This is a genomic window from Tenacibaculum sp. AWR4_210 (assembly GCF_056160945.1).
The window spans coordinates 276,958-291,615 of sequence record NZ_JBSWYF010000007.1 but is presented as its reverse complement, the minus strand read 5'-3'; the positions used below and the strand labels follow the sequence as shown (position 1 = coordinate 291,615).

6 protein-coding genes are annotated in these 14,658 nt (G+C 41.6%); all 6 read left to right on the top strand.

From position 1 onward, the window contains the following. Nucleotides 1–7,115, top strand: a 7,115-nt coding sequence (locus ACXAG7_RS14790; RefSeq protein ID WP_476667289.1) for an Ig-like domain-containing protein, incomplete at its 5' end; no start/stop codon positions are given. A gap of 18 nt (nt 7,116–7,133) precedes the next feature. Further along, the gene (locus ACXAG7_RS14785) at nt 7,134–8,057 is read left to right on the top strand and encodes a PorP/SprF family type IX secretion system membrane protein (protein ID WP_408042295.1); all 924 of its coding nucleotides are present in this window, start codon (nt 7,134–7,136) and stop codon (nt 8,055–8,057) included. A gap of 17 nt (nt 8,058–8,074) precedes the next feature. Then, the gene (locus tag ACXAG7_RS14780) at nt 8,075–10,018 is read left to right on the top strand and encodes an OmpA family protein (protein WP_476667288.1); all 1,944 of its coding nucleotides are present in this window, start codon (nt 8,075–8,077) and stop codon (nt 10,016–10,018) included. A gap of 126 nt (nt 10,019–10,144) precedes the next feature. After that, nucleotides 10,145–13,549 (top strand): isoleucine--tRNA ligase, encoded by a 3,405-nt coding sequence (gene ileS / locus ACXAG7_RS14775; RefSeq protein ID WP_476667287.1) that lies wholly within the window; start codon nt 10,145–10,147, stop codon nt 13,547–13,549. 4 nt (nt 13,550–13,553) lie between these two features. Next, entirely contained in the window at nt 13,554–13,931 is a 378-nt protein-coding gene (locus tag ACXAG7_RS14770) for a TraR/DksA family transcriptional regulator (protein ID WP_408042298.1), read from the top strand. Continuing rightward, nucleotides 13,932–14,621: a hypothetical protein gene (locus tag ACXAG7_RS14765; RefSeq protein ID WP_476667286.1), complete on the top strand. Its 690-nt coding sequence runs from the start codon at nt 13,932–13,934 to the stop codon at nt 14,619–14,621. The last annotated feature ends 37 nt before the right edge of the window (nt 14,622–14,658 follow it).

Below are 14,658 nucleotides of genomic sequence, written 5' to 3'. Positions count from 1 at the left end.
AATGGTATGCAGCGTCAACTGGAGGAACTGCCTTAGCAGGAACAACAGCGTTGAGCACAGGAACCTACTATGCATCACAAACAGTAAGTAGTTGTGAGAGTAGTAGAACCTCAGTAAGTGTAACCGTAAATACCACCCCAACCGCACCAACAGCAAGTGCACAAGCATTCTGTAGTGCCGATAGCCCAACAGTAGCCGACTTAGTAGCTACAGGAACAGGTATCCAATGGTATGCAGCGTCAACTGGAGGAACTGCCCTAGCAGGAACAACAGCATTGAGCACAGGAACCTACTATGCATCACAAACAGTAAGTAGCTGTGAGAGTAGTAGAACCTCAGTAAGTGTAACAGTAAATACAACTCCAACCGCACCAACGGCAAGCGCACAAGCATTCTGTAGTGCCGATAGCCCAACAGTAGCCGACTTAGTAGCTACGGGAACAGGTATCCAATGGTATGCAGCGTCAACTGGAGGAACTGCCTTAGCAGGAACAACAGCATTGAGTACAGGAACCTACTATGCATCACAAACAGTAAGTAGCTGTGAGAGTAGTAGAACCTCAGTAAGTGTAACCGTAAATACAACTCCAAGTTCACCAACAGCAAGCGCACAAGCATTCTGTAGTGCCGATAGCCCAACAGTAGCGGATTTAGTAGCTACGGGAACAGGTATCCAATGGTATGCAGCGTCAACTGGAGGAACTGCCTTAGCAGGAACAACAGCATTGAGCACAGGAACCTACTATGCATCACAAACAGTAAGTAGTTGTGAGAGTAGTAGAACCTCAGTAAGTATAACAGTAAACACAACTCCAACCGCACCAACAGCAAGTGCACAAGCATTCTGTAGTGCCGATAGCCCAACAGTAGCAGATTTAGTAGCTACAGGAACAGGAATTCAATGGTACGCAGCGTCAACAGGAGGAACTGCCTTAGCAGGAACAACAGCGTTGAGCACAGGAACCTACTATGCATCACAAACAGTAAGTAGCTGTGAGAGTAGCAGAACCTCAGTAAGTGTAACCGTAAATACCACCCCAAGTGCACCAACAGCAAGCGCACAAGCATTCTGTAGTGCCGATAGCCCAACAGTAGCAGATTTAGTAGCTACGGGAACAGGAATCCAATGGTATGCGGCGTCAACTGGAGGAACTGCCTTAGCAGGAACAACAGCATTGAGTACAGGAACCTACTATGCATCGCAAACAGTAAGTAGCTGTGAGAGTAGTAGAACCTCAGTAAGTGTAACCGTAAACACAACTCCAACCGCACCAACAGCAAGCGCACAAGCATTCTGTAGTGCCGATAGCCCAACAGTAGCAGATTTAGTAGCTACGGGAACAGGTATCCAATGGTATGCAGCGTCAACTGGAGGAACTGCCTTAGCAGGAACAACAGCATTGAGTACAGGAACCTACTATGCATCACAAACAGTAAGTAGCTGTGAGAGTAGTAGAACCTCAGTAAGTATAACAGTAAACACAACACCAACCGCACCAACAGCAAGTGCACAAGCATTCTGTAGTGCCGATAGCCCAACAGTAGCAGATTTAGTAGCTACGGGAACGGGAATCCAATGGTATGCAGCGTCAACAGGAGGAACTGCCTTAGCAGGAACAACAGCGTTGAGTACAGGAACCTACTATGCATCACAAACAGTAAGTAATTGTGAGAGTAGCAGAACCTCAGTAAGTGTAACCGTAAACACAACTCCAAGTGCTCCAACAGCAAGCGCACAAGTATTCTGTAGTGCCGATAGCCCAACAGTAGCTGACTTAGTAGCTACGGGAACAGGTATCCAATGGTATGCAGCGTCAACTGGAGGAACTGCCTTAGCAGGAACAACAGCATTGAGTACAGGAACTTACTATGCATCACAAACAGTAAGTAGTTGTGAGAGTACCACTAGGACAATGGTAAATGTTACTGTAACTCCAGTTAATACAGTATCTGTAGCTTCAAGTAGTCCTACTGTACCTTACAATACGGTTTTACCAAACATAACCCATACAACCACAGGAGCTACCGGAATTGGAACCGTAACTGGTTTACCAGCTGGAGTAACAGCATCTTGGTCATCGAATACCATTACAATTAGTGGTACTCCAACAGTAAGCGGTGTATTCAATTATTCGATTGCCTTAACAGGAGGATGTGGTATAGCAAATGCTACAGGTACCATAACTGTGACCAGTGTTATTGATGCTGTGGCTGACGATTTTACAGGAACGCCTATAACAGTTGGAGATAGTACAAGTTCAGTAGTTGCAAATGATACGTTAGATGGTAATCCAGTGGTTATAGGAACGAACCCAGGAGAAGTTACACTAACAGGACTGAGTGTTCCAACCGGATTAACACTTAATCCAGACGGGACGATTACAGTAAATCCAGGAATTACTGCAGGCAATTATACTGTAACGTACCAAATATGTGAAAATGGAGCCGTTCCAGCCAATTGTGATTCAGTAACCGTGAACATACGAGTGGATTACGATACCGATGGAGATGGAATATGGAATGCAGACGATTTAGATGATGACAATGACGGTATCTTAGATTCAGTAGAGATGGCAGGAGACCCTAACAAGGATACTGACGGAGACGGAATCATCGATAGCTTAGATTTAGACAGTGATGGAGATGGTATTTCAGATTTAGTGGAAAGTGGTCAAGATGCAGCCAATGTGGATGCTGATGGCGATGGGAAATTAGATTCAAACGTAGATGCCGATAACGATGGAATCGTCGATACTGCAGATGCTAATGACAATGATACGAGTGCCGGAGGAAGTGTAACGCCAGTAGATACTGACGGAGATGGAAATGACGATTATCAAGATGTAGATAGCGATAACGACGGAGTATCTGATTTAGTAGAGGGAGGCTCTGACGGAAATTTAGATGCGGACAATGATGGAGTGATCGACGATCAAACAGATACCGATGGCGATGGAATTGCTGATAGCGTAGATCCAGATAACGGAGGAACTGCCTCAGATACTCCAGATACTGACGGAGATGGTCAACCAGATTACCAAGATTTAGATAGCGATAATGACGGATTGAATGATGTTGATGAATCTGGAGGAACCGATGCCGATGGAGATGGACAAAGTGATTCAGGAGTATTGGTAGACGGAGATAACTTACCAGACGGAGATGGTGATGGTACTGCTGATGTATTAGATCCAAACAACCCAGATTTACCAGGTGATTTAGATACCGACGGTGATGGAGTTATCGATGACAATACAGATAGTGATGGTGATGGTATTGCCGATGCTTTAGATGGAGATAACGGAAACTTCGGTGATGCAGACATGGTAGATACCGATGGAGATGGAATTCCAGATATTCACGATTTAGATGATGACAATGACGGAATCTTAGATTCAGTAGAAATGGCAGGAGATCCTAACAAGGATACTGACGGAGATGGAATCATTGATAGTTTAGATTTAGACAGTGATGGAGATGGTATTTCAGATTTAGTAGAAAGTGGTCAAGATGCAGCCAATGTGGATGCTGATGGCGATGGGAAATTAGATTCAAACGTAGATGCTGATAATGACGGAATCGTCGATACTGCAGATGCTAATGACAATGATACGAGTGCCGGAGGAAGTGTAACGCCAGTGGATACTGACGGAGACGGAAACGACGATTATCAAGATGTAGATAGCGATAACGACGGAGTATCTGATTTAGTAGAAGGAGGTTCTGACGGAAGCTTAGATGCGGACAATGATGGAGTGATCGACGATCAAACAGATACCGATGGAGATGGAATTGCTGATAGCGTAGATCCAGATAATGGAGGAACTGCCTCAGATACCCCAGATACTGACGGAGATGGTCAACCAGATTACCAAGATTTAGATAGCGATAATGACGGATTGAATGATGTTGATGAATCAGGAGGAACTGATGCCGATGGAGATGGACAAAGTGATTCAGGAGTATTGGTAGACGGTGATAATTTACCAGACGGAGATGGTGATGGTACAGCCGATGTATTAGATCCAAACAACCCAGATTTACCAGGTGATTTAGATACCGATGGTGATGGAGTTATCGATGATAATACAGATAGTGATGGTGATGGTATTGCCGATGCTCTAGATGGAGATAACGGAAACTTCGGTGATGCAGACATGGTAGATACCGATGGAGATGGAATTCCAGATATTCACGATTTAGATGATGACAATGACGGAATCTTAGATTCAGTAGAAATGGCAGGAGATCCTAACAAGGATACTGATGGAGATGGAATCATTGATAGTTTAGATTTAGACAGTGATGGAGATGGTATTTCAGATTTAGTAGAAAGTGGTCAAGATGCAGCCAATGTGGATGCTGATGGCGATGGAAAATTAGATTCAAACGTAGATGCCGATAACGATGGAATCGTCGATACTGCAGATGCTAATGACAATGATACGAGTGCCGGAGGAAGTGTAACGCCAGTAGATACTGACGGAGACGGAAACGACGATTATCAAGATGTAGATAGCGATAATGACGGAGTATCTGATTTAGTAGAAGGAGGCTCTGATGGAAGCTTAGATGCAGACAATGATGGAGTGATCGACGATCAAACAGATACCGATGGTGATGGAATTGCGGATAGCGTAGATCCAGATAACGGAGGAACTGCTTCAGACACTCCAGATACTGACGGAGATGGTCAACCAGATTACCAAGATTTAGATAGTGATAATGACGGATTGAATGATGTTGATGAATCAGGAGGAACTGATGCCGATGGAGATGGACAAAGTGATTCAGGAGTATTGGTAGACGGTGATAACTTACCAGACGGAGACGGTGATGGTACTGCTGATGTATTAGATCCAAACAACCCAGATTTACCAGGTGATTTAGATACCGATGGTGATGGAGTTATCGATGACAATACAGATAGTGACGGTGATGGTATTGCCGATGCTTTAGATGGAGATAACGGAAACTTCGGTGATGCAGACATGGTAGATACCGATGGAGATGGAATTCCTGATGTGTTGGATTTAGATGATGATAATGACGGAATCTTAGATTCAGTGGAGATGGCAGGAGATCCTAACAAGGATACTGACGGAGATGGAATCATCGATAGTTTAGATTTAGACAGTGATGGAGATGGTATTTCAGATTTAGTAGAAAGTGGTCAAGATGCAGCCAATGTGGATGCTGATGGCGATGGGAAATTAGATTCAAACGTAGATGCCGATAACGATGGAATCGTCGATACTGCAGATGCTGATGACAATGATACGAGTGCCGGAGGAAGTGTAACTCCAGTAGATACTGACGGAGACGGAAACGACGATTATCAAGATGTAGATAGCGATAACGACGGAGTATCTGATTTAGTAGAAGGAGGCTCTGATGGAAGCTTAGATGCAGACAATGATGGAGTGATCGACGATCAAACAGATACCGATGGCGATGGAATTGCGGATAGCGTAGATCCAGATAACGGAGGAACTGCTTCAGACACCCCAGATACTGACGGAGACGGTCAACCAGATTACCAAGATTTAGATAGTGATAATGACGGATTAAATGATGTTGAAGAATCGGGAGGAACTGATGCCGATGGAGATGGACAAAGCGATTCAGGAGTATTGGTAGACGGAGATAACTTACCAGACGGAGATGGTGATGGTACTGCTGATGTATTAGATCCAAATAATCCAGATTTACCAGGTGATTTAGATACCGATGGTGATGGAGTTATCGATGACAATACAGATAGTGACGGTGATGGTATTGCTGATGCTTTAGATGGAGATAACGGAAACTTCGGTGATGCGGTACTACCAGATACTGATGGTGATGGAATTCCAGATATTCACGATTTAGATGATGACAATGACGGAATCTTAGATTCAGTGGAGATGGCAGGAGATCCTAACAAGGATACTGATGGAGACGGAATCATTGATAGCTTAGATTTAGACAGTGATGGAGATGGTATTCCGGATTTAGTAGAAAGTGGTCAAGATGCAGCCAATGTGGATGCTGATGGCGATGGGAAATTAGATTCAAACGTAGATGCTGATAATGACGGAATTGTCGATACTGCAGATGCTAATGACAATGATACCAATGCCGGAGGAAGTGTAACGCCAGTAGATACTGACGGAGATGGAAATGATGATTACCAGGACTTAGATAGTGATAATGACGGTATTTCTGATTTATCAGAAGGAGGGTCAAATAGTTTGCTAGACTCAAATAATGATGGTATATTAGATAATCCGAGTGATACTGATGGTGATGGAATAGCGGATAGTGTAGATGCCGATAACGGAGGAACACCTGCTGACGTGCCAGATACTGACGGTGACGGACAACCAGATTACCAAGATGTAGACAGTGATGACGACGGTATCAATGATCTTGAAGAAGGTGGAAGTGATAGTGCTTTAGATAGTGATGGTGACGGAATGATTGATGATACCACCGATGCCGATGGCGATGGAATGGCAGATGCTGTAGATCCAGACAACGGAGGAAGTCCTGCGGATACACCAGATACTGACGGTGACGGTGCAGCGGATTATCAAGACGTGGATGATGACGGTGATGGTGTATTGACTGAGGAAGAAGATGTTGATGCCGACGGAAACCCTTCGAATGATGATACCGATGGCGATGGTACTCCCGATTATTTGGATACGGATGATGACGGTGATGGTATTGCCACAGAAGATGAGCACCCGGATGATGATGGTGATGGAATTCCATTAGATGCACTTGATACCGACGAAGACGGTACCCCTGATTATTTAGACCCAGATACACTTTCGTGTTTGACAATTTATAACGAATTCTCTCCAAATCAAGATGGAAATAATGATACCTTTGTGATCTCGTGTATAGGTGAAGAGAAATACAAAAATAATCGCCTAGAGATCTTTAACAGATGGGGGAATTTGGTATACAGTAAAAACCGTTATGACAATTCGTGGGATGGAACTTCAAACGGACGCCTCAATGTACAGGTAGACGATAAATTACCATCAGGTACCTATTACTATGTTTTAGATTTAGGAGATGGAAGTAAACCTAAGGTTGGATGGATATATATAAACAGAGATTAAGCAAAAAATTAGTAAGAGATGAATAAGAGATTAGAACGAGTAATAGTGCTGCTAGTATTAGTGATGTCTAGTATCGCCTATTCACAGCAAGATCCACAGTACACACAGTACATGTTTAACACCATGAGTGTGAATCCAGCCTATGTGGGATCAAAAGGACACAGCGTTATCAACCTACTGGCTCGTACCCAGTGGGTGGGTATCGACGGTGCACCGAGAACCCAGACCTTAAGTTATGATACACCTGTAGGATATACAGGTGTTGGATTAGGGTTTAATTTAGTAAATGACGCCATTGGTCCGGCTACCGAAACCTACTTAGACGTGAACGTTTCGTATACGGTGCGTACGAGTGATGAAGGAAATTTGGCCTTTGGTATGAAATTAGGAGGACGCTTTTTTAGTGTGGATTGGAGCAAAGGAATTTATCGAGATAAAGCCGATAATCAGTTCAATGCGAATATCAATAGATTTTTACCTACTATCGGAGCAGGGATTTATTATTACGAGTCTAACTGGTATGCGGGAATTGCAGTTCCTAACATCCTTAGAACAGACCATTACGACGATGCGAGTGGAGGAGGAACGGTAGCCACGGAAAGAATGCACTATTTCTTGATTGCAGGATACGTTTTTGATTTGAGTGAAAACATCAAATTTAAACCAGCCGTATTGAGTAAAATAGTTAGTGGAGCTCCCTTGTCATTAGATGTATCAGCAAACTTCTTGTTCAATGAGAAGTTTCGAGTTGGAGCTGCTTGGAGATGGGGCGATTCGGTAAGTGCCTTATTGGGATTCCAAATTAGCAGATCACTGCAAATGGGCTATGCTTATGACCTTACCACCTCAAATTATTCAAACTACAATTCGGGAACGCATGAGGTGATGTTGCGATATGAAATATTTAAGACTCAGACGATGAAGTCACCGAGATTTTTCTAATATTAAACGGGAGACACATGAAGAAAATTATTTTTATCCTATTAGTAAGTATAACCACGGTGGCCGTGGGACAACGCAGATATGCAGCTGATAGGTATTTTAAAGAATACGCATATCAAAAGTCAGCAGAATTGTATCAAAGGCTGAATGATAAAGGAGATCAATCGTATTTAGTATTGAGTAGGTTGGGTGATTCACATTATTTTACAACCAACTTTACAGAGGCAGAAAAGGCCTATGAAAAATTGATGGCAGCCTATGAGAACATCGCTGATGCCAAACATGTTTTTCGCTATGCTCAAGTACTGAAAAGTAATGGTAAGGTATCGGATTCAGATACTTGGTTGTTAAAGTTGAAGAAGTTAACCGGTGACGACAGTCGCGTTTCGGAGTTAGAAAAGAATAAGAACTATTTTGCGGAATATACTAACAAGCCTAAAACTTATATCAATATTCATAATTTGTCAACCAATACCAAGTTTTCAGATTTTGGAGGCTTTTTGCATGACGGTTATTTTTACTTTGCTTCTACACGTCCAGATCAGGAGAATAAAAAGTTGTACAAGTGGAATAATCAGCCGTATTTGGATATTTACAAGGCTAAGCAAAAACCACTGACAGCAAAGAAAATACTCGACGTGGAACTGGCTGAAAAGGTAGCCTCATTGACCACGAAGTATCACGAGTCTAATGTTATCATTACCAAAGATGGTCAGACGGTGTATTTTACACGTGACAATTTTGATGGATCACAATTAAAAGGTGATAAAGAGCGTACCACCCACCTAAAGTTGTATCGTGCGGAGCGCAATTACGACAGTTGGGGAGAGGCAGAGGAACTACCGTTTAATGACGATGCCTATTCTATAGGGCATCCGGCGTTGAGTGTAGATGAGAAAACACTGTACTTTGTGTCAGATATGCCAGAAGGCTACGGTGGAACCGATTTGTACAAGGTGACCGTTAATGATGATGGAACTTTTGGAAATCCAGAAAACTTAGGAAGTAGCATCAATACAGAAGGTCGAGAGATGTTCCCATTTGTAGGGAGCGATAACCGCTTGTATTTTTCATCAGACGGACATTTGGGCTTAGGAGCTTTGGATGTTTTTGAAAGTAGCTACGATGGAACCGCTTATTCAAAACCTGTGAATTTAGGAGCACCGATTAACGGACCGATGGACGATTTTTCTTTTGTAATCAACGATGAAAAAAGCGCTGGATATTTTTCTTCAAATCGAAGTGAAGGACGTGGAGACGATGACATCTATAGTTTTTTAGTGTACAAGTGTAAAGAAGATATTGACGGATTTATCACAGATACGCGCACAGGAGCTCCAATCCCAGATGCTCTCGTGAAGCTGATGAACGAGAAAGGAGAACCCCTAGGAGAAACTCGTACGGCTAGTGACGGTGGTTATAGCTTTAAACAGCTAGAATGTGAAAAGCGTTTTATTGTTGTAGCGAGTAAAGCTGATTACAAATCCAATAAAAAGGAACAGGCTACCCAAGATATCAACAAGAAAGTGGTCAAGGCTGACTTGACACTGGAGTCGTTAATAGTAGAAGATCAAATTGTCATTAACCCAATTTATTTTGACTTTGACTTGTACGATATTCGAGAGGATGCGGAATACGAATTAGAGCACATCGTAAGCGTGATGAAGAATCATCCGGAGATGGTGATTAAAATTGAATCACATACGGATAGTAGAGGAAAGAAAGCCTATAATTTGTACCTGTCAGACAAGAGAGCAAAAGCTACGCGTGATTACATCATTTCACGAGGAATCGCACCTGAGCGCATAGAAAGTGCTAAAGGATACGGTGAATCACAACTGTTGAATAACTGTGACGATGCCAATGCGAACAAATGTACCGAAGAGGAGCATCAAAAGAATAGAAGATCTTATTTCTATATTGTAAATCACGGGAGTCAAATAAAATCAAGTGCGGAATAACAAAACGGTATTTAATGCCATATTCGTAAAAAAAACACCTCATTTTTGAGGTGTTTTTTTTTTGCTCAATCGCTAGAATTACAAGAAAATACGTAATTTCGCACATTCAATAAATATAATGACAAAATGAGTAAAAAGTTTACTGAGTACAAAGGATTGGATTTACCAAAAGTAGCTGAAGAAATTTTAAACTATTGGGAGGAAAACAACATCTTTGAAAAAAGTATTACTAGCCGTGAGGGTAACGAGCCTTTCGTGTTTTTTGAAGGACCACCTTCAGCAAACGGACTTCCAGGAATTCACCACGTAATGGCAAGGTCAATTAAGGATATTTTTTGTCGTTATAAAACTCAAAAAGGATACCAAGTAAAGCGTAAAGCTGGTTGGGATACGCATGGGTTACCTATTGAATTAGGCGTTGAAAAAGAATTGGGAATAACTAAAGAAGATATCGGTTCTAAAATTACAGTGGAAGAGTACAATGCTGCATGTAAAAAAGCAGTAATGCGCTACACGGATATTTGGAATAATTTGACACATAAAATGGGATATTGGGTAGATATGGAAGATCCATATATTACTTATAAACCTAAATACATGGAGTCGGTTTGGTGGTTGTTAAAGCAAATCTACGACAAGGACTTGTTGTACAAAGGCTATACCATTCAGCCGTATTCACCAAAGGCTGGAACTGGTTTGAGTTCGCATGAGTTGAACCAGCCAGGAACCTACCAAGACGTGACTGACACCACAGTGGTTGCGCAGTTTAAAACGGTAAAGGAAAGTTTACCCGCGTTTTTACAAGTTGAAGGAGATGTACATTTCTTGGCTTGGACGACGACACCTTGGACCTTACCAAGTAATACAGCCTTAACGGTAGGTCCTAAAATCGAGTACGTTTTAGTGAAGTCATTTAACCAATATACCTTTGAACCTATTCAGGTAGTATTGGCAAAGAACTTGGTATCGAAACAATTTTCAGGAAAGTACGAAGCAGTAACCTCAGAAGAGGAGTTAGCAAGCTATGAAGCAGGGGCTAAGAAAATTCCATTTGTAGTAGTAAAAGACTTTATCGGAAAAGATTTAGTTGGAATTCGCTATGAGCAATTGTTGGAGTACACCTTACCTTACCAAAATCCAGAAAATGCGTTTAGAGTAATTTCAGGTGATTTTGTGACTACTGAAGATGGTACAGGGATAGTACATACGGCACCAACGTTTGGTGCGGATGATGCTTTGGTAGCAAAACAAGCTACTCCTGAAGTGCCGCCGATGTTAGTACTGGACGAAAATGGAAATCCTGTTCCCCTGGTTGATTTACAAGGTAAATTCCGCCCTGAGTTGGGAGAATTGGCAGGGAAGTATGTGAAAAATGAATACTATACGGATGGTGAAGCTCCTGAGAAATCAGTGGATGTTGAAATCGCCATCAAGTTAAAAATAGAAAACAAAGCCTTTAAGGTTGAAAAATACGTCCACAGTTATCCAAATTGTTGGCGTACCGATAAGCCAATTTTATACTATCCATTAGATTCTTGGTTTATCAAAGTTACGGAGGTAAAAGATCGTATGTTTGACCTCAATGAAACCATTAACTGGAAGCCGAAATCAACGGGAGAAGGTCGTTTCGGAAATTGGTTGAAAAATGCCAATGACTGGAACCTATCGCGTTCGCGTTTCTGGGGGATTCCTTTACCAATTTGGAGAACAGAAGACGGTACAGAGCAAGTTTGTATTGGTTCTGTGGCTGAATTAAAGGAGGCGATGGCAAAATCAGTTGCTGCGGGTCATATGGAAGCAGATATTTTTGCTGATTTCGAAGTAGGGAATATGAGCGAAGAAAACTACGATACCATAGACTTGCACAAGAATATCGTCGATAAAATCGTATTGGTTTCTGAGAGTGGACAACCGATGCATCGCGAGAGTGATTTGATCGACGTTTGGTTCGATTCTGGTTCTATGCCATATGCACAATGGCACTACCCATTTGAAAATAAAGAACTCATCGATCAACAAGAAAACTACCCTGCGAACTTTATCGCTGAAGGAGTTGACCAAACGAGAGGATGGTTCTATACGTTACACGCAATCGGAACAATGGTTTTCGATTCTGTAGCCTATAAAAACGTCGTGTCTAACGGACTGGTATTGGACAAGAATGGACAAAAGATGTCAAAGCGTCTCGGAAATGGTGTAGATCCGTTTAAGACCTTAGAGCAGTTTGGACCAGATGCTACCCGTTGGTATATGATTTCGAATGCAAATCCATGGGATAATTTGAAATTTGATGTTGCAGGAATCGAGGAGGTGAAGAGAAAGTTCTTCGGAACACTATACAATACTTATTCATTTTTTGCCTTGTATGCTAACATCGATAACTTTACCTATGCTGAAGCGGATATTCCGTTAGAGGAGCGTCCTGAAATCGATCGTTGGATTTTGTCAGAATTACACAGTTTAATTCAAAAGGTTGATGCATTCTACGCGGATTATGAGCCTACGAGAGCAACTCGTGCCATTTCTGATTTTGTTCAAGACCATTTGAGTAACTGGTATGTGCGTTTGTGTAGAAGGAGATTCTGGAAGGGAGAGTACGCACAAGATAAGATCTCAGCTTACCAAACCTTGTATACTTGTATGCTAACGGTTGCTAAATTAGGATCGCCGGTGGCGCCTTTCTTCATGGATCGTTTGTATCGCGATTTAACGGTGGCGACAGGGAAAGAGAATTTTGAAAGTATTCACGTTGCAGAATTCCCTCAGTTCGACGAAAGCTACGTAAATCATTCGTTAGAACGCAAAATGGAAAATGCACAAACCATCTCTTCATTGGTGTTGTCATTAAGAGCGAAAGAAAAAATTAAAGTACGTCAACCTCTGCAAAAAATTATGATTCCTGTATTGGATGAAACTCAAAAAGAGGAGATTAGTGCAGTGGCTGATTTGATCAAATCAGAGGTGAACGTTAAGGAAATTCAATTGCTCGATGATGCTTCTGGAATCTTAGTAAAGCAGATCAAACCGAATTTTAAAGCGCTAGGGCCAAAATTCGGAAAAGATATGAAGTTGATTGCTAATGAGATACGTGATTTTGAGCAAACGCAAATAGCTCAAATAGAAAAAGATGGCTTTATAAATATTGAAATTAATGAGAAAATCATTAAATTAGAGACCGCAGATGTTGAGATTTCATCAAAAGATATCGAAGGTTGGTTAGTGGCCAATGCAGAAGGATTAACCGTGGCACTTGACGTGACAATCACCGAAGATCTAAGGAGAGAAGGAGTCGCTAGAGAATTGATAAATCGAATCCAAAATGCCCGTAAAGAAACAGGACTAGAAGTAACAGATAAAATTAAATTGACCTTCTTGAGCTTTGCAGATTTGAAAGAATCGGTATTGGCTAATGAAACTTACATCAAAACAGAAACCTTGACAAACGAGTTGGTTTTTGTTGATGCGTTGGAAAATGGTGTCGAGTTTGAATTCGATACGATTAAAAGTAAAATGTTAATTGAAAAAATATAGCATTATGGATGACGTTAAAGTAAGATACTCAGACGGTGATTTAAACGAGTTTAAAGAAATTATCACCAACAAGATTGAACAAGCAGAAAAAGATTTGAAATTGCTTCAGGATTCCTATAAAAATGGAGCTGATAATGGGACTGAGGATACCTCACCTACCTTTAAATCTTTTGAAGAAGGTTCAGACACGATGGCTAAAGAAGCAAATATGCAATTAGCGATCCGTCAGGAAAAGTTTATCAGAGACTTAAAGAATGCCTTGATAAGGATTGAAAACAAAACGTATGGCGTTTGTAGAGTTACAGGTAAATTGATTCAAAAAGAGCGTTTGAAGTTAGTACCTCACGCTACTTTGAGTATTGAGGCTAAGCGCAAGCAATAAATGAAACGGGCATTCCCAAATAAAACCAATAGAAAAGACTCCTTCACTAGGAGTCTTTTTATTTCTATAGCCTGTTTGTTGTGGGTAAGTACCGTTCTTGCCCAAGAACAGCTGGCACGGCAATGGGAATTGCAATCCTCATCGCTAGAGTTTACAGCAGAGGACATTGATCACCTCCGAATAGAAAATAGTACTTCAGGAAAATTAGAGCTCGTTTTAAAAGATGAACAACCATTTGCCAGAACTGTTGTATTTCAAAAACACCAGTCTTTTAGTGAGTTGAAGATAAGTAAAGAAACTACCGAGCTGGCACCCACCGTTTTCAGGAAATTTATTACTGAAGAGCTTCAAAGAGCCAGCGTTATTGTACGAATTCCCAAAGATAAAACGTTAGTAGTAACTGTCAGAGAAACCAGTATTGAGGTGGCTAACTACGACGGAAACCTGACTGTTTTTTCCCAACGTGGCAACATTCAGTTACATACCGTAAAGCAGGCCACGAGCATACAACTATTTCAAGGAACGATAACAGCCACTATTGATGGGAGTTTTGAATTGCAGTCCAATAGAGGTACCATAACGGTAAATGATCAGCCTTGTGTTTCACCTTGTAGTCAGAAAATGGTAGCCGGTCCGTTGCTAAAAGTCCAATCCATCCATGCTCATATTTTTGTACGTACTCTTGAATAAGCGGTATTTCTTTTAAGAAATTAACGATTTTTTAGGG